Source organism: Shimia sp. SK013 (genome assembly GCF_001292625.1).
GTDB lineage: Bacteria > Pseudomonadota > Alphaproteobacteria > Rhodobacterales > Rhodobacteraceae > Shimia.
In genome coordinates, this window is record NZ_LAJH01000021.1 from 54,859 (window position 1) to 72,486 (window position 17,628).

Sequence of the window (17,628 nt, forward strand, 5' to 3'; positions counted from 1 at the left end):
TGCTTGCGCACGTGGCCCTGACTTGGGGCGAAGTAAATGTGCAGCTAACGGCTTGGCAAGGCCCCTTTCCCCTGATCCCGCTTGCGTGTTAGGGCAAACCCATGCGTATGCCTTCAAAAGAGGAAGTCCTTGAGTGGATTTCCGAGAACCCGACCCTCACCTCCAAACGTGACATCGCCAAAGCCTTTGGCATCAAAGGCGCTGCGCGCATTGATCTCAAGCGCGTGCTACGCGAGCTAGAGGCCGAAGGTCACCTGCAAAAACGCGAAAAAACCTACCGTGATCCGGACAAACTGCCGCCGGTGTCGGTTCTGCAAATCACCGGACCCAACGACGATGGCGATCTTTTTGCCCGTCCACTGGAATGGCATGGTGACGGCGAGGCGCCGAACATCCTTGTCATTACCCGCGCCTCTGATCCGGCGTTGGGTCAAGGCGATCGCATTCTGGGCCGTCTGACCGAAATCCAGGACGAAGAGTACGCCTATGAAGGCCGCCTGATCCGTCGGATCGGCACCAACCCGCGTCGTGTGCTCGGCGTGTTTCGAAAAACCGCAGAGGGCGGTCGCATCCTGCCAATCGACAAGGGCGACGGCAAGGAGTGGCATGTCATATCCGAGCAGGTCAACGGCGCCAAAGACGGTGAGTTGGTCGAGGCTGAGCAATCCGGTCCCAAAGGACGCATGGGCCTGCCGCGCGCCAAGGTGGTTGCGCGTTTGGGTGATCCGTCGGCACCCAAGGCTGTGTCGCTGATTGCGATTCACCAACACGGCATTCCCGATCGCTTTCCTGACAAGGTAATTGCCGAGGCCGACGCCACAAAACCCGCCCCTCTGGGCAAGCGCGACGATTTGCGGGACATGCCGTTTGTGACAATCGATCCGGCTGATGCGCGCGATCATGACGATGCCTGTTGGGCACATGCCGATGACGATCCGAAAAACGCGGATGGTCACGTGCTTTGGGTCGCAATTGCCGACGTTGGCCAATATGTGCGGCCAGACACGGCGCTGGACACCGAGGCCCGCAAGCGCGGCAACTCCAGCTATTTCCCGGACCGTGTTGTACCGATGCTGCCTGACCGGCTTTCCGGTGATCTCTGCTCGCTGCACGAGGGCGTGCCGCGTGCCGTGATTGCGCTGCGTGTCCAGATCGACAGCAAGGGTAAGAAGATCGGCCACCAGTTCTGTCGCGCCATGATCCGCTCGATTGCCTCGCTCAACTACGGAGAAGTGCAGCAAGCGCAGGACGGACATCCGAATGAGACCTGTGCCGGTCTGATGGATGATGTGATCACACCGCTATATGCGGCCTATGATGCGCTCACCAAGGCACGCAATGAACGCCAACCGCTTGCGCTTGATCTGCCTGAGCGCAAGATCGAGCTGAATGACGCGGGCGAAGTCACGTCTGTCAATTTCCGGGACCGCTTTGATGCCCACAAGCTGATCGAAGAGTTCATGGTGCTGGCCAATGTCTGCGCTGCTGAAACCCTGATTGCCAAGAAATCGTCGCTGCTGTTTCGGGTTCACGAAGAGCCCAGCCCCGAGAAATTAGATGCCCTGCGCGAAACCGCCCAAACCGCGGGTTATAATCTGGCCAAAGGGCAAGTGCTGCAAACCCGCCACCTCAATCAGCTTTTGGATGCAGCGGCCGGATCGGATGACGCCGAACTCATCAACATCTCCACGCTTCGGTCGATGACACAGGCCTACTACACGCCGCAGAACTTCGGTCACTTCGGCCTCGCGTTGCGCGCCTATGCGCATTTCACCTCGCCAATCCGCCGCTATGCCGACTTGATCGTGCACCGCGCGCTGATCACCGCGCACGGCTGGGGCGACGATGGGCTGACCCCCGAGATGGCCGAGCGGATGGAAAACACCGGCACACATATTTCCGAAACCGAGCGTCGCTCGATGCTGGCGGAACGAGACACCACGGATCGCTACCTTGCAGCCTATATGTCCGAGCGGATTGGCAACGAATTCACGGGGCGCATATCAGGCATTGCCCGATTTGGTGTCTTTGTGAAACTCGACGAATCCGGCGCAGACGGTCTCATTCCGATGCGCGAACTCGGGCGCGAGTATTTCCACTATGATCAGGAAACCACCACGCTGATCGGCTCTGACACTGGTATTGTTATCGGTCTAGGCCAGCGAGTCACCGCCCGATTGAAAGAGGCCGCGCCGGTCACTGGCGGCATCGCGCTCGAACTGATTTCGCTGGATGGCGAAATCGTTAAACGCAAGGGTGGTGGATCGCGACGCGGCAAAAGCGGTGGACCTGCTCGTCGCAAAGCGACCAAAGCCAAGCGCAAGTCTGACAAGGTCAAACGCAAAGTGTCCCGCCGCCGGACCTGACGACGGGACACTTTCTGCCTTATTAGAGACTGTTATTAGCTCGCCAAAGCCTGCTTTGGCGCAGCGCAGCCTGTCATATTCCCACCTGGGTAAATCGCGGCTCGCACGCGGTTCACATAAGGTGCGAAAGTCTGAATGCTCTCAACAGCCGCGCGCAGATCGGTTTTGGCCGGAAGCCGCAAAATCATGTCCAGAACAGGGGCAATCGCCGCGTCTGCACCGGTTGGCATGTCGCCAAACAAGAAGGCTTTGTTGCCGAGTTTAGACTCTAACGTTGCCAAATCACGGCCTAAACGGCGTTTTCGATCTTCCGGCGAGAAGCGTGCAATGCCTTGCGATGTCAGACCTTCACGCACCGGCGCTTGCGCTTGGGTTGCAACCATTTCGCGGGCCTCAGGCGGCACCTGCGCAAAGAACTCTTCACGCATCACCGGCCAAACGCGGTCGTCCAGCCAGCGATCATGGACCATGCCAAGAGTCAGGTTGTGCTCCACCATGCTCACCAGAGCATGGGCCACGCCTTTTTCCTCCGCGCTCAGCGTCGGATAAAAATCCGCACCCTCCGAAGTCAAATGATCTTCGATGTTGGAACTGTCGGGAATCAAACTGTCGCCCACACGCAAAACGGGCAGTTTTCCCAAAGGCTGCTCCGACACGTCGACGGAAATCTCGGGTTGCCAATCGGCGCCCGCCATTGCCAGCAGGCAAATGGCTTTCATGCAGAATGGTGAATGGCTGGGCAGGGCGTCATTGCCCGGGAACATAATCAGATGCATCTGTGCACTCCTTGTTAAATGATAGGAGTGGTCTACCGAAGCCTCTTGCCAGTTTCTGTCAGTATGACACAGTATCCATCATTATGGCCCGCACCGATCGCCTCTTTCAGTTGATGCAAGCACTGCGTGACTTGTCCCCGCCCGCAACGGCGCTGGCTTTGGCGCAGGAAACCGGCGTATCGGAGCGCACCATTTACCGCGACATCGACACGCTGCGCGGCCTTGGCGCCGTGATTGATGGCGAAGCCGGCTTTGGCTTCACCCTGATTGAGGACGCAACCTTGCCACCGCTCGGCTTTGTCCCCGAGGAAATCGAAGCGCTGGTTGTGGGCTTGACCGAGGTCACGCAAATCGGCGACCCGGCGCTGGCCAAGGCGGCAAGAACGGCTCTAACAAAGCTGAAATCGCGCCTTCCCGCGGCTCAGGCGCATCGTTTGAAACACGCGGTGCTAACCGCCAAACGCTTCTACAAGCCGCCCAAAATCAGCATCGATGCCAGCGCCCTTCGCCAGGCTGCTTGGGAGGAGCGCACCATTGCCGTCGATTACGCCGACGTCAAAGGCGCCCGCACCTTGCGCGAGCTTGATCCGCTGACGATCACCTTTCTGGATGGCACCCACTGTTTGTTGGCTTACTGTCATCTGCGTCAGGATTATCGCGTGTTCCGCTTGGATCGTATGGTTGATTTCACCGTCACTGACCGATCGTTCCGCCCCCGCCGCATTCCGATGTTGCGAGAGTTCAAACAACGGCTGGACGCCGAACCGCCCCGTCATACCCAGACCTGATCGGCAAATCCCCGCGCACATCTTTTGCGGGCTTTGTCAGAATCGCGACCCGCGTTACCATTTGGGCAAAACGAGCAGGGAAACAGGCCATGCGAGCAGCACTTCTGGCACTGACATTAACCGCAACCACAGCAGTGGCCGAAGCCCCGATATCTTCGCCGCGTCCTGTGATGCGTCCCGAGCTGACCGTGACCAACGTGACGCCAACGGTTGCCGTGATCGCATCTGCGGGTTCTCTGGCGTCCAAACGCCCGGTCCTGCGTCCCGACGCTGCCGCGTTTGCGCCCGTTCCGGCAAAGGCTGCCACCACGGCTGGCCTACAGGACTGGATCTCGACCTATCGCGCTCGTGCGTTCAGCGCGGGTATTTCTGGCAGCACCTTTGACCGCGCTTTTGCCAACGTGCGCTATAACAGTGACGTCATCAAACGCGATCGCAATCAATCCGAATTTACCAAAACGATCTGGGACTATCTCGACAGCGCCGCCAGCGACCTGCGTGTCAAAAACGGCAAGGCGGCCTTGGCAAAACACAAAACCAAACTCTCCCAGATCGAACGCAAATACGGCGTCGACAAAGAGGTCGTCGTGGCGATTTGGGGGCTGGAGAGCGCCTATGGCACCTTTCGTGGCAGCACACCCATCATCGGCGCGCTCGCCACGTTGGCCTATGACGGGCGGCGCGGTGCGTTCTTTGAAGAGCAACTGACCGCCGCGCTCAAGATCCTGCAGAACGGCGACGTTCGCGTGGCCAGCATGACTGGAAGTTGGGCGGGCGCGATGGGTCACACCCAATTCATGCCGACCTCATTTCTGTCGTATGCCGTGGATTTCACCGGCGACGGCAAACGCGACATCTGGTCGGACGATCCAACCGACGCGCTGGCGTCGACAGCCGCTTATCTCAAGAATTCCGGTTGGATCAAAGGCCAGCCTTGGGGCGTCGAAGTGCGCATTCCCGACGGGTTCGACTATACACTGGCCAACCGCGAAACCTTGAAAATGCCAAGCGAGTGGGCGCGCATCGGCATCCGCGATATGGCGGGTCGCAAGGTGCCCAACCATGGCAACGCGTCAATTCTGTTGCCCGCCGGTGCGCAGGGCGCGGCCTTCATGATCTTCAAGAATTTCGATGCCATCGAAACCTACAACACAGCCGATGCCTATGTGATTGGTGTCGGCCACCTGAGCGATCGCATCGGGGGCGCATCCAAGATCCAAAGCGCTTGGCCGCGTGGCGACCGCGCCTTGACCTATGATGAGCGAATTGAGCTGCAGGAGCGTCTGACCAAAGCCGGTTTTGATACCCAAAAGATCGACGCCAAGATCGGGCCTCTGACAATCAATGCGGTGCGCGATTATCAATTGGCCCGCGGTATGACTCCGGACGGCTATGCCTCATTGCGTCTGTTACAGACTTTGCGGTGATCAGAAGACGGTGACCTTCGTGCCAATCGGCAGCACGGTGTAAAGGTGTTCCACATGCGGGTTGTACATCCGGATGCAGCCGTTTGACGACGGCGTCCCGATAGAGCCCGGAACATTGGTGCCGTGAATGCGGAACAGCGTGTCTTTGCCATTCTGGTACAAATACAGCGCACGGCTTCCGAGCGGATTGTTCGGGCCACCTGGCATGCCGTCTTCCCAACGGGCGTAGCCGGGATTGCGTTCAATCATCTCTTGGGTCGGGGTCCAGTTCGGCCATTCCACCTTGCGGTCGATGCTGGCATCCCCGCGAAAGTTCAGCCCCTCTTTGCCGACCGCCACGCCATACCGGATGGCGGTGCGCTCATCCTGCATGTGATAAAGATAGAAGGCTTGCAAAGTGACCACGATTTGGCCGGGCTCAAACTTGTGCTTGCGGGCAATCTTCACTTCACGTGGTTTCAGATGATCCATCAGCGTAAACGGGTCACCAGTCGCTGCGCGAAGAATGTTTGGCGCTGTCAGGGAGGCGCCGGTTGCGGCAGCCGTGCTCAAAAAGGTCCGTCGGTTAATCGATCGGGGCATCACTCGTCTCCTACTACACGGAGCAAGACTGCCATGACTTGACCTTTCGGGCAAAAAATTTGGGCGCAGGAGGCTCTCCATGCGCCCAAATTCATTCATTTGTGACCGCCAAGCCGCAATTCAGAACGGCACCGTCGCGATACCGACGGGATACCGATGCAATGCAGACAGGGGATTTGGCTACTTATAGAGCCCCTCAGATTTTAACTGATCAAACGTCTGATCCAGCGCTTTGGTCGCCCGCGCAATCAGCATGTCGATCTCTTCGTGTTTGATCACCAACGGCGGCGAGATGACCATCCGGTCGCCCACATGCCGCATCACCAGCCCATTGGCAAAGCAATGCTCGCGGCATTTGTATCCAACAGTGCCCTTCTCGGCAGCAAACGGCGCGCGGCTTTCTTTGTTGGGTGTCAACGCGATGGAGCCCATCATGCCGACGATCTTGGCTTCGCCAACCAAGGGATGGTCGGCCAGCGCCTCCCACTTTTTCTTGAGATACGGCGCCGTTACGTCGCGCACGGTCTCAACAATCTTTTCTTCTTCCATGATCCGCAGATTTTCCAACGCGACTGCGGAACACACTGGATGGCCGGAGTATGTATAGCCGTGGTTGAATTCTGTGGCGTTCACAACCTTGGTAATATCATCGGACACAATCGATCCGCCAATCGGCGCGTAACCCGAGCTAAGTCCTTTGGCTATCGTCATAATATCGGGTCGAATGCCGACGGTTTCCGAGCCGAACCAGTTGCCGGTACGACCAAACCCGCAGATCACCTCATCGGCAATCAACAGGATGCCGTATTTGTCACAGATTCGCTGGATCTCCGGCCAATAGGTGGATGGCGGGATGATAACACCGCCAGCGCCCTGAATGGGTTCACCGATAAAGGCGGCGATGCGCCCTTCGCCGTAGAACTCAATGGTTTCTTCCAGTTCCCGCGCCCGCATCAAGCCGAATTCTTCGGGGCTCATGTCGCCGCCTTCGGACCACCAATCGGGCTGACCAATATGGTGTTTGTCCGGCAAAGGCAGGCCGCCCTGTTGGTGCATGGGAACCATGCCACCAAGGCTGGCGCCACCAAGCGTCGAGCCGTGATAGGCATTTTGACGCGAGATGATGATCGATTTCTCCGGCTTGCCCATCGCAGACCAGTAATGGCGCACAAGACGAATGTTGGTGTCGTTGGCCTCGGACCCGGATCCGGCATAAAATATCGAGTTCAGATTGGGTGGCGCGAGCTGCGCAAGCTTGGCTGACAGCGCGATGACCGGCACGTGTGTCGTCATGAAAAACGTATTGTAATAAGGCAGTTCGCGCATCTGGCGCGCCGCCGCATCTGCCAGCTCGTCGCGGCCATATCCGATGTTTACGCACCACAGACCAGCCATACCATCCAGGATTTCGTGACCTTCACTGTCGGTCAGGGTGACGCCATTTGCGCGGGTGATAACCCGCGCACCGCGTTCTGCCAGCTCGTCCTGCGTGGTGAACGGGTGCATGTGGTGCGCCGCATCCAGAGCTTGAAGTTCTTCGGTCGGCATGTGGTTCGTGATCACGCTCATCGGCTTTCTCACCTTTGAAAAATTGCACGTAGAGCCTCGCGGCTCCGGATTTCAATCAGAATATGATCAAATTATTTTTAGTCAATCGCCTCTCTAAAACCCTCGGCATCTTTCAGGGCTTGCAGCAATTGCTCCATACCCTGAACCACGTCCAGCCGGATGGCTTCCGCGGCGGTTTTGCTGTCCGCGTCACGCAGCGCTTGAATGGCCGTCTTGTGATTGTCAGGCAGGTTTTGTGTACCCATGCGGCCGCAGACCACCCGCATCGCCGGACCAAATCGCAGCCAAACACCGCCCGCCACATCTGCGAGTATCGGCGCGTCCGCAATGTCGTTCAGCTTCATGTGGAACGCGTGATTCTGGCGCAAGTAAGCGACGACGTCGCCGCGCGTGATGGCGTCATCAAGTGCCGAATCAATTCGGTCCAACGCCGCGATGTCGGCCTTTGTCGCCTTTTCTGCCGCGCGCGCAGCCAGTTGAGGTTCAAGGGTTTCTCGCAGAAAAATCAGTTCCTCAATTGCGTCTGGCGTGGGCATTGGCACCAACACCCGGCGGTTGCCGCGAAACTCAAGTGCACCTTCACTGGTGAGCCGCCTTATGGCCTCGCGGATGGGGGTCATGCCTGCGCCGGTGCGTTCAATAAGCCCCTGAATCGTAACAGGCTCTCCCGGCGCCAGCTCCCCAAACAACACCGCCTCGCGCAGCCTTTGATAGACCACCTGATGTGTCGGCAAGCGTGTTGGTTTTTCTGTGTTTGGTTGTCCTGAGCCGTCTTGAGGCAGGGTGCCTTGCATTTGTGCGTCCTGTTCCATTTTGAAAAAGATAAATCCAAAAACCATGATCAATATGCACATCTATGTTGCCATATCAAAAAAACTTGATCAAATTAATCTTGCACAACACAACCGGGGCTCGGACCTCGGACCAACGGGAGACCACCATGAAAAAAACCCTGCTGACACTCACGGCTGGTGTTGCGATGAGCGCGATGGCCGCAGCCGCAGAAGAAGTACGCGTCTACAACTGGTCGGACTACATCGACGAAGATCTGCTGACCAAATTCACAGAAGAGACCGGCATCAAGTTGATCTATGACGTGTTTGACAGCAATGACGTGCTGGAAACAAAAATGCTGGCCGGCAAATCCGGTTATGACGTTGTTGTGCCGTCAGGCACATTCCTGCAACGTCAGATCTCTGCTGGCGCATTCCAGAAGCTGGACAAGTCAAAACTGCCGAACGCCGCCAATATGTGGGATGTGATCGAAGCACGCACATCCAAGTATGACCCCGGCAACGAGTATTCGATCAACTATATGTGGGGCACCACCGGCATCGGTGTGAACACCGGCCAAGTGACCGAAATTTTGGGTGAGGACGCACCTATTACGTCGCTTGCCTTGATTTTTGACCCCGCGAATGCCGAGAAACTGGCAGCTTGCGGCATTCACATGCTTGACGCTGCGGACGAGATGATCCCGGCTGCGCTGGCCTATCTGGGCCTGAACCCGGACAGCCACGACACCAAAGACATCGCCAAAGCCGAAGAGGTTCTGGCAGCGGTTTCCCCGCATATCCAGAAATTCCACAGTTCGGAATACATCAACGGCTTAGCCAACGGCGATATTTGTGTGGCCATCGGCTGGTCCGGCGACATCCTGCAAGCGCGTGACCGCGCGTGGGAGGCCGAAAACGGTGTGGAGCTGGCGTATAACGCACCTTCCGAAGGGGCGATGATGTGGTTTGACCAGATGGCCATTCCAGTGGACGCGCCCAACGCGGATGCGGCGCATACGTTCCTGAACTTCATCATGGATGCAGGCAACATGGCAGCGGCGTCAAACTACGTCTACTACGCCAACGGCAACAAAGCGTCTCAGCCGATGCTTGAGGAAGACGTGATTGGCGATCCGGCGATTTACCCGGACGAGGCGACGTTGGGCAACCTCTACACGACCACGCCTTATCCGCCAAAGGTACAGCGTGTTGTGACCCGCACCTGGACCAAGATCAAATCCGGCATCTAAGCCTGTGATCTCTGAAACCCGCGCAGCGCTAAGCTGTCGCGGGTTTCATTCTCTTTTCCCGACCCGCACCGGAGGCCTATGCCATGGCGCTCGACGTGTTTTCCCCTTGGGATGATCCCAACGCGAAACCGCTTATCCAGTTCAAAAACGTCACCAAACGCTTTGGCGATTTCACCGCTATCGACGACTTGACGGTGGATATCTTTGAACAGGAATTCTTTGCGCTTCTGGGCCCGTCGGGCTGTGGCAAGACGACAATGATGCGCATGCTTGCCGGCTTTGAAACGCCTTCGCAGGGCACGATTCTTTTGTCTGGACAGGACATCGCCCCGGTGCCACCGAACCAACGTGCGGTAAACATGATGTTTCAGTCGTATGCGTTGTTTCCGCACCTGTCCGTCTGGGACAACATCGCCTTTGGACTCAAGCGGGATCGCATGCCCAAAGACGAAGTTGCGGCGCGCGTTGATGAAATGCTGCGACTCACGCGGCTGGAGAAGTTCGGGCGTCGCAAACCACATCAGATTTCCGGTGGTCAGCGGCAGCGCGTGGCGCTGGCTCGGTCGTTGGCCAAGGCGCCAAAACTTTTGCTGCTTGATGAACCGCTTGGGGCGTTGGACAAAAAACTGCGTCAGGAAACCCAGTTTGAGTTGATGGACATTCAGGAAAGCACAGGCACCACTTTTGTAATCGTCACCCACGATCAAGAAGAAGCAATGACCGTGGCAAGCCGTGTGGCGGTAATGGACGAAGGCAAAATCGTCCAGGTGGCGACGCCCGATGCCATATACGAGGCGCCGAATTCGACTTATGTTGCTGATTTTATTGGTGATGTGAATTTGATTACCGGCACAGTAAAAGCCGAGGGAGACAAACTGCACCTTACTTGGGCCGAAGGCCAATCCGAGATTGTAGGCTCGTCGTCCAAGACATTTTCTAAAGATCAAAATGTACATTTTGCGATCCGGCCTGAGAAGGTCGCAATATCGGCGCAGAAGCCTGAGGAAGTCGCCAATGCGATTTCGGGAAAAGTGCTTGATATCGCTTATCTCGGTAATATTTCGACTTACCACGTACAACTCGCGGGTGGTCAGATCATCAAGGCGCAGACCGCCAACAACCGCCGTATTTCGCGCCGCAGCTTTACGTGGGAGGACGACGTCTGGCTCAGCTGGACCGACACCGCCGGCGTTTTCTTGGAGCGCTGAGAGATGCGTCGGCTTGGCCTGATCCTTGTCCCGTACCTCTGGCTTCTAGCGCTATTTCTGGTGCCGTTTGTCATCGTGTTCAAGATATCTCTCTCGGATCTGGCGATGGCGATTCCGCCATATACGCCAAACCTGGATCTGACCGAGGGCTGGGCAGGACTGGTGTCATTTTTTAGAGAGCTAGACTTTGAGAACTATGTCTGGCTGACCGAGGATGCGCTCTATTGGAAAGCCTATTTGTCCAGCCTGAAGATCGCGTTGATTTCCACGGCGTTGACCTTGCTGGTCGGGTATCCGATTGCCTACGGCATGGCCCGCGCGCCGGAAGAGTGGCGGCCAATGTTGCTGATGCTGGTGATTCTGCCATTCTGGACCAGCTTTCTGATCCGGGTTTATGCTTGGATGGGCATTCTCGCCAAAGAGGGCGTGCTCAACCAGTTTCTGTTGTGGACAGGTTTGATTTCCGAGCCTTTGATCATTCTGAACACCAATCTCGCCGTCTATATCGGCATTGTTTACACCTATCTGCCATTCATGATCCTGCCGATCTATGCATCGCTGGAGCGTATGGATGAAAGCCTGCTGGAAGCGGCCGAAGATTTGGGCTGTTCGCGCCTTTCGGCTTTTTGGCTGATCACTGCGCCGCTGTCCAAGCAGGGAGTGATCGCAGGTAGCTTTTTGGTCTTCATCCCGACAATTGGCGAATTTGTGATCCCATCGCTGTTGGGCGGTTCTAAGACCCTGATGATCGGTAAAGTTTTGTGGGATGAGTTTTTCTCAAATCGCGACTGGCCCGTGGCAAGCGCTGTGGCCGTGATCCTGCTGTTGATCCTGATCATCCCGATCATCCTGTTCCAGCGCAATGAGCAAAAGCAACGGGAGGCGGATGGATGAGACGGTTTTCCTGGTTCAATGCCACGTCCCTGACGCTTGGCTTTGCTTTCCTTTATGTGCCGATGATCATCCTGATCGTCTACAGCTTCAACAAATCCAAATTGGTCACGGTCTGGGCAGGGTTCTCGACTCATTGGTACGGTGAATTGCTGTCCAATCAGTCGATGCTGGATGCGGCGTGGGTGACGGTCAAGGTTGCGGTTGTCAGCTCGTCGATTGCGACGATTTTGGGCACCATGGCGGCATATGTAATTGTGCGCGCCGGACGGTTTCATGGTCGCACGCTGTTTTCTGGCATGATCTATGCGCCGCTGGTCATGCCCGAAGTCATCACTGGCCTGTCGCTTTTGCTGCTGTTCATCGGGTTGAACGTTGACCGTGGTGTGATGACCATTGTTTTGGCGCACACCACATTTTCGATGTGCTACGTCTCGGTAGTTGTCAGTTCGCGTTTGGTGAGCTTTGATCAGTCGCTGGAAGAGGCCGCGCTGGATCTGGGATGCAGCCCGTTTCAGGCGTTCCGACTTGTGACTTTGCCAATCATCGCTCCTGCGGTGATATCCGGCTGGTTGCTGGCATTTACGCTTTCGCTGGATGATCTTGTGATCGCGTCGTTCACTTCTGGCCCTGCTGCGACCACATTGCCGATGAAGATCTGGAGCTCGGTGCGTTTAGGGGTCAGCCCTGAAATCAACGCATTGTCCACGATCATGATCGCCTTGGTGACCGTTGGGGTGATATCAGCGTCGCTTATCAACAAACATCAGGCCGTTCGCAAAAAACGCGAAGAGCAGGCTGCCGAACGCCAGTTATGACACGCATCTGCGATCCTTTCGCCTATGGCGACGGTCCGGTTTCCGAGAGTTTTTGGGCCGACACGGTGCAGATTGCGCCGCGAAACTCACTTGAAGGCACCGTAACGGCAGAGGTGGCGATCATTGGGGCGGGTTTCACCGGCTTGAACGCGGCTCTTCGATTGGCGCAGAACGGCGTGTCGGTGGCCGTGGTGGACGCCAATCAAGTCGGTTGGGGAGCATCGGGCCGCAACGGAGGGTTCTGCTGTCTGGGCGGCGCCATGTTGAGCGAACCGAAGATGCGCAAGACCTTTGGGCAAGACGCGACGCGCGAATTTCTCATGGGCGAACGGGCTGCAGTGGATTTTGTGGACGACCTTGTCACTGAGGCAGGGTGGGAGGTTGATCGTCACAGCCATGGTGAGACCCTGTTGGCCCACAAACCGGGTGCGATGGCGAGCATCATTGCCGAAGCCGCAAAGGTCGATTCGCATTTTGGCACCAGCTCAACGGTGATCGACAAAGACTCACTGCGACAACACGGGCTTGGAGGCGAGTTTCATGGCGCGGTTACCTTGCCAGTCGGTTTCGCCCTCAACCCACGCAAATATGTGGCGGCGCTGGCAGATGACGCCGCCGCCGCCGGGGCCGAAATATACGGCGATTCGCCTGTGACAGATGTGGTCCACGAAAACGGGTATTGGTCTCTGACGACGCCTCAAGGGCACGTTCGCGCCAAAAAACTGATCGTTGCCACCAACGGGTATTCCAGTGAAACGGTGCCGCCGTGGATGGCAGGGCGATATTTGCCAGCGCAATCCAGCATCATCGTTACACGGAAACTCACGGCTGACGAGTTGGCGGCGCAGGGCTGGACATCGGCGCAGATGGCGTATGACAGCCGCGATTTGCTGCATTATTTCCGCCTGATGCCGGATGGGCGGTTTCTGTTCGGCATGCGCGGCGGGATCACAACCACCCAAGGCGTGCATGAGCGCATCCGCCATAAGATTCGGGCCCACTTTGATCGATTGTTTCCTGAATGGCGACACGTCGAAACGCCGTGGTTTCACACTGGATTTGTTTGCTTGTCTCGCGACCTGACGCCTTTTGCGGGCGCCGTGCCGGAGCATGGAGGGCTTTACGCCGCCTTTGCATACCACGGAAACGGCGTGGCGATGGGCAGTTACGCCGGAGCGCTTCTGGCTGAAGAAATATTGGGCCGCAAAACTTTGTTGCACCCCGACATTATGCGTCGCACCCCGAGACATTTTCCGCTCGGGCGATTCCGCCGTTTGCTGATGTATCCGGCCTATGTGGGTTTCGAGCTTTCTGATCTTTGAAGTGCGGCGCGTTCCATCGCCAATCCTTCGGCATAATCTGACCGCCCGTTTTGCATCTGCCACAAGCAATACGCCGCCATGCGCCAGTGATAAAACGGCGCCAAAGCTTGATAGCGTTTCTGGATGTCCGGCACAGCATAAGCCTCAAAAAACGAGGCTTCGTCGGCCCTGCTCAAGACCTTGCCCCGATAGAGGTGCTGCATCGCAGGTGACAGGAAAATGGCGATATCCTCGCAGGGATCGCCGACTGCCGGACATTGCCAGTCGATCAGGTGCAGGCTGTTGCCGTTGCGAATCAAATTTCCAGGAACAATGTCGCTGTGCAGGAGACACCGCGCGCCACTGCCGCTTGGGCCGCTGGAGGGTTGCACAGACAAAAGTTCGCCGGGTGTGTCGCATTTGGAAAGAATACCCAAAGTCTGCGACGCCAACGCCGCTGCACCGTCGGGCGCAGTCCTTAGGCCATCGGGGCAGGGCAGCATGTGCAGAGTGCGCATCAGACGTGCAACGTCGCTGACGCCGTCCTGCCAAGTCTGTCCGGGGATATGGTCATACAGGTTGCAGATGCCCGCCTCTGTGGTCAATTGAGCGCGAAAGACAGGTGTGTGCCCGGTGTCAGCCAACGCGTGCAGTAACATAGATTCGGCGTTGGGATCGTTTGGAAACAACGGGTTTAGCGCGGCGCCACTATAGAGCTTGGCGACAAAGTCGCCCGCAGATGTCTGACCCAGCCATGCTGCGTTTGTACGTCCGCCAAACAAGGGCGTCCACACGACCTCGCCCGCCAAAGCCAAAGCCTTGCGGGTTGCTTGGACAACCGATTGCGGTGGGGAATTAGGAAGAGTGGGCAGCGCGGCGCTCCTTGATCAAAGCGCCGCGAAGCTAGTTTAGGATGCGCGGCTTATCAAGTCGCTGCGTCGTCTGGCTGGCGCAGACCAACAATGTCCGCTGACAGATATTTGGCGCCGCCAACTCCGATAAGGACCATGCCGCCGGTGCTGGCTTGGGCCTCGCTGATCAACGTATAGGATTCCGCGAGCACTGTATCGAGCTCGTTGCCGTCCGCCTTGCTAAGCGTTTGGAACACGTAATTGCCTTCGGGGAAAGGGTTGCCGCTGTCGTCCAGTCCATCCCAAGTCACGGTTTCCGCCGATGGATCGATGGTGACGCGGTCGATTTCATTTCCGTCGGAGTCGGTGACAATCAGATATGCCTCGTCGGCAAGATTGTTGGCCATCGGATAGATTTCGACAGGCGTGTCGCCATCGAAATTCGCGAGCCCTGCAACACGGGCTTCCATGCCAATCCAGCTTGCCATGTTCGACGATCCCATTGCGGCCAATTGCTGGCTGACAAGGCTTAGCGTTTCATTGGTCAGAACTTGCTGTTCCACCGCCGAGAATTGCGCGAGCTGTGAGGCAAATTCGGTCGAATCGGTCGGATCCAGCGGGTCTTGGTTCTGCATTTGGGCAGTCAGCATTTTCAGAAATGTCTCAAAGTCCGAACTGATTGCACCCTGCGAAGAGGAGGTTGCGGAATTGGCTGCCGCCACCGAAGTGGCCGCAGTCGAAGTTGTTTGAGATGTTACAAAATCCATGGGAAATACTATAGCCTTATGTCCAGACCGCCAGAGCCGGCGGCGGGAGTTGGTTGGGGTGTCTTCGGGGTGGCATGCGCGACCTCGGAAGAATGAGACGGCTCCTCGCCGCCAGCGGCACCGGCCCACTGTGGTTGCTCTGAGGACTGCTGCCCGTTGGTGTCGCCTTGTTCGAAAGTGAACGATACGTCGTCGTAGCCCATCTCCATAAAGTCCTTGCGCAACAGCTCGATGTGCCTGCGCATGAGGTCGGAGGTTGTCTGGTTTTCCGTCGAGATCGCGATATTCATGACCCCCGATACTTCGGTCATCACCAAGCGGAGGCGACCGAGTTCAGGCGGGTCCATTGTCAGTTCGATGATCCCTTTGTCAGAGGCTTTCACCGCGTCCGCCACTTGGCGCACGATATGCGCGGGGTTGTGAGTTGTTTGGCTGAACCGCGCTTGTTGCGCCATGTCCAAACCGGAGGTGACAAGACGTGTTCCGCTCTCTTCTCTGGCGGCAATAAGTGCTTCGGTTGTGGGGGCAAGCTCTGACTCTGCCGTGCCGGCTTGCAAAGCAGTATTACCAGCCGCCTGAGGCTGCGATTGGATCGCGTCTGGGCTCGGTTGAGCGCGCCATTGCAGGGTTGTCGTAGGTGCAGATGCCGCTTGCTCTGTGGTTCGCGTCCGGGTCAGAGGCACGTCGTCGCCTTTTTTGCTCTTAACGTCCTTGTCTGCCACTTTGGCTGTGTCGGCTTCCGCCACAGCCTGCGCGCGTTGCGCCAAGTTTGCTTGTACGGCGGCGTCGCCCGACGATGTTGTGCGGCGCGCTTGCACCCGCATCGGGGCAAGATCATCGGCAACTTCAACCTCGGGCCCAGCAGTTGTCGGAGCAGGTTTTTCAACACTTTTTGTTTCTGGCGCGGCGGCTTGAATCACCGGCGCGGCGGCACTTTTCGGTTTCGCGTCCGCGGCCACTGCGATTGTTGCGGGTTTGGATTGCAGGGCTGGATCAGCGGCGGCTTTTTCCAAGTCGCGAATCGATTTGGCAAAGGCTGAGGCCTCTTCCACCGGAGTCCGAATTGTCTCAACAGTGGATTTTTCCGCCGAAACTTTGACGGCGTCAGCGGTCTTATCTTTGAGTGCACCCGTTGTTTCAGGCTCGACTTCAATTTGGGATTTTGTAGGTTTTTCCGCCTCGGAACCACCCTCACCAACGGGCGTCCGGACTTCTTTTTTTGCAACAGGTTCAACAGGTTGCGCACCATCGTCTCGCCCCCGCTCTTCAAACACGTCCTTAAACCCCGAACGCTCGTCCTGACGATCAGATGCCTTGGGGGTTTGGGGTTTATGGGTGGCCGATTTGTCCGAAGAGGGCGCGTCGGTCGCAACGAATGGCAAATTCAACATGGTAGCTCCGGGAGTTCTTCCGCTCACGTTCACCTAGTCTGAATTTCCTTACCACTTCTTTACCGGTGCCGAGTCAGAAAGAGAAAACACGCTGAAAACTGAAGAGAGTTTGAATGTTAACACCCCTCAATCCCAATGTGCCGAATCAGGGGCTGCATGCCTCTGCGGGTTCCGCCAACACGGTGGAAGACAAATTGCGCGAAGCCGCAAAAGAGCTTGAGACAACCTTTCTGGCTGAAATGCTCAGTTCTGCGGGTTTAGGGGAAACCAGCGAATCCTTTGGCGGCGGTGCCGGCGAAGATCAGTTTTCCAGTTTCCTGCGTATGGAGCAGGCGCGCGCCATGGTGGACGCAGGTGGAATCGGCCTGGCCGAAGCATTTTTCAACGCCCTGAAGGAGAGAACGGATGTTTCTAAGTAAGGAAAAAGACCTGGTTGGCGAAATCGACGCCCTTCTGGATGAAGAGCGTGACCTTTTGACCGCCGGGGCTTTGAACAGTCTTCAGGATCTTCTGGACCGCAAAGAGGCTTTGTTTGAGCAACTCAGGGATCTCGAGGACGCCTCTGAAGAAAACCTGTCCGCGTTGCGCGTCAAATCCGAACGCAATCAGCCGCTTTTAGAAGCGTCGATGCGTGCTGTGCGCTCTGTGGCGGATCGCATGAAAGACCTTTCTCGCGTGCGCAACTCGCTTGAGACCTACACCAACCAAGGTGAACGCTATGCCGTTCCAATGACGGCTGGCCGAAAGCTGGAAAAGCGAGCTTAAGCGAATTGAGTCAAATGCAGCGTATCTCAAATAGGCCGCTTAGCACTCCATTAGTATTTGGGGGGCAATGATCCCCCAGCACTCACAGTAAGTGGCGCCGAT

The 17,628-nt window shown here is 57.0% G+C and carries 17 protein-coding genes; 10 read left to right on the plus strand and 7 right to left on the minus strand.

Features of this window, described 5'->3' with window-relative positions:
• The first annotated feature begins 101 nt into the window (after positions 1-101).
• Positions 102-2,366 carry a ribonuclease R gene (gene rnr, locus SHIM_RS16180; protein WP_054003721.1) on the plus strand — a complete coding sequence of 755 codons (2,265 nt, stop codon included), beginning with the start codon at positions 102-104 and terminating at the stop codon, positions 2,364-2,366.
• 35 nt (positions 2,367-2,401) lie between these two features.
• Here rnr and SHIM_RS16185 read toward each other — a convergent pair whose 3' ends face one another.
• A complete protein-coding gene (locus SHIM_RS16185) occupies positions 2,402-3,142 on the minus strand; it encodes a glutathione S-transferase family protein (RefSeq protein WP_054003722.1) in 741 nt (246 codons plus the stop codon).
• Positions 3,143-3,225: 83 nt separating this feature from the next.
• On the opposite strand from SHIM_RS16185, the gene SHIM_RS16190 reads away from it, so the two are divergent.
• Both SHIM_RS16190 and SHIM_RS16195 read left to right on the plus strand, forming a co-directional pair.
• Positions 3,226-3,930: a helix-turn-helix transcriptional regulator gene (locus tag SHIM_RS16190; protein WP_054003723.1), complete on the plus strand. Its 705-nt coding sequence runs from the start codon at positions 3,226-3,228 to the stop codon at positions 3,928-3,930.
• Between the two features lie 89 nt (positions 3,931-4,019).
• Positions 4,020-5,357 (plus strand): lytic murein transglycosylase, encoded by a 1,338-nt coding sequence (locus SHIM_RS16195; RefSeq protein ID WP_054003724.1) that lies wholly within the window; start codon positions 4,020-4,022, stop codon positions 5,355-5,357.
• Here SHIM_RS16195 and SHIM_RS16200 read toward each other — a convergent pair whose 3' ends face one another.
• The 3 genes from SHIM_RS16200 to SHIM_RS16210 form a co-directional block, all read right to left on the minus strand.
• Positions 5,358-5,939, minus strand: coding sequence for a L,D-transpeptidase (locus tag SHIM_RS16200; RefSeq protein WP_054003725.1), 582 nt, complete (start codon positions 5,937-5,939; stop codon positions 5,358-5,360). It lies immediately after the preceding gene.
• Positions 5,940-6,119: 180 nt separating this feature from the next.
• Positions 6,120-7,508 (minus strand): aspartate aminotransferase family protein, encoded by a 1,389-nt coding sequence (locus SHIM_RS16205; RefSeq protein WP_054003726.1) that lies wholly within the window; start codon positions 7,506-7,508, stop codon positions 6,120-6,122.
• A 77-nt stretch (positions 7,509-7,585) separates the two neighbouring features.
• Positions 7,586-8,347 (minus strand): GntR family transcriptional regulator, encoded by a 762-nt coding sequence (locus SHIM_RS16210; protein ID WP_241488902.1) that lies wholly within the window; start codon positions 8,345-8,347, stop codon positions 7,586-7,588.
• 101 nt (positions 8,348-8,448) lie between these two features.
• On the opposite strand from SHIM_RS16210, the gene SHIM_RS16215 reads away from it, so the two are divergent.
• The 5 genes from SHIM_RS16215 to SHIM_RS16235 all read left to right on the plus strand — a co-directional run bounded on the left by SHIM_RS16215 (position 8,449) and on the right by SHIM_RS16235 (position 13,773).
• Complete coding sequence (locus SHIM_RS16215; protein WP_054003958.1) at positions 8,449-9,534, plus strand: polyamine ABC transporter substrate-binding protein; 1,086 nt, start codon at positions 8,449-8,451, stop codon at positions 9,532-9,534.
• An 83-nt stretch (positions 9,535-9,617) separates the two neighbouring features.
• On the plus strand, positions 9,618-10,742 hold the full coding sequence (locus SHIM_RS16220; protein WP_054003727.1) for an ABC transporter ATP-binding protein: 1,125 nt from the start codon (positions 9,618-9,620) through the stop codon (positions 10,740-10,742).
• A gap of 3 nt (positions 10,743-10,745) precedes the next feature.
• Positions 10,746-11,636 carry an ABC transporter permease subunit gene (locus tag SHIM_RS16225; RefSeq protein ID WP_054003728.1) on the plus strand — a complete coding sequence of 297 codons (891 nt, stop codon included), beginning with the start codon at positions 10,746-10,748 and terminating at the stop codon, positions 11,634-11,636.
• Entirely contained in the window at positions 11,633-12,451 is an 819-nt protein-coding gene (locus tag SHIM_RS16230) for an ABC transporter permease (RefSeq protein WP_054003729.1), read from the plus strand. Before SHIM_RS16225 ends, SHIM_RS16230 begins: the two co-directional genes overlap by 4 nt.
• Positions 12,448-13,773 carry an NAD(P)/FAD-dependent oxidoreductase gene (locus SHIM_RS16235; RefSeq protein WP_054003730.1) on the plus strand — a complete coding sequence of 442 codons (1,326 nt, stop codon included), beginning with the start codon at positions 12,448-12,450 and terminating at the stop codon, positions 13,771-13,773. The genes SHIM_RS16230 and SHIM_RS16235 overlap by 4 nt, the downstream gene beginning before the upstream one ends.
• On the opposite strand, the gene SHIM_RS16240 is transcribed toward SHIM_RS16235, so the two are convergent.
• The 3 genes from SHIM_RS16240 to SHIM_RS16250 form a co-directional block, all read right to left on the minus strand.
• Positions 13,743-14,546 carry a phosphotransferase gene (locus SHIM_RS16240; RefSeq protein ID WP_193749942.1) on the minus strand — a complete coding sequence of 268 codons (804 nt, stop codon included), beginning with the start codon at positions 14,544-14,546 and terminating at the stop codon, positions 13,743-13,745. The genes SHIM_RS16235 and SHIM_RS16240 overlap by 31 nt on opposite strands.
• A gap of 131 nt (positions 14,547-14,677) precedes the next feature.
• Positions 14,678-15,370 carry a flagellar hook capping FlgD N-terminal domain-containing protein gene (locus tag SHIM_RS16245; RefSeq protein ID WP_054003731.1) on the minus strand — a complete coding sequence of 231 codons (693 nt, stop codon included), beginning with the start codon at positions 15,368-15,370 and terminating at the stop codon, positions 14,678-14,680.
• An 8-nt stretch (positions 15,371-15,378) separates the two neighbouring features.
• Positions 15,379-16,761: a flagellar hook-length control protein FliK gene (locus SHIM_RS16250; RefSeq protein ID WP_054003732.1), complete on the minus strand. Its 1,383-nt coding sequence runs from the start codon at positions 16,759-16,761 to the stop codon at positions 15,379-15,381.
• Positions 16,762-16,874: 113 nt separating this feature from the next.
• On the opposite strand from SHIM_RS16250, the gene SHIM_RS16255 reads away from it, so the two are divergent.
• Both SHIM_RS16255 and flgN read left to right on the plus strand, forming a co-directional pair.
• A complete protein-coding gene (locus SHIM_RS16255; protein WP_082358432.1) occupies positions 16,875-17,180 on the plus strand; it encodes a rod-binding protein in 306 nt (101 codons plus the stop codon).
• Positions 17,167-17,526, plus strand: a complete 360-nt coding sequence (gene flgN / locus SHIM_RS16260; RefSeq protein ID WP_054003733.1) for a flagellar export chaperone FlgN — start codon at positions 17,167-17,169, stop codon at positions 17,524-17,526. The genes SHIM_RS16255 and flgN overlap by 14 nt, the downstream gene beginning before the upstream one ends.
• The last annotated feature ends 102 nt before the right edge of the window (positions 17,527-17,628 follow it).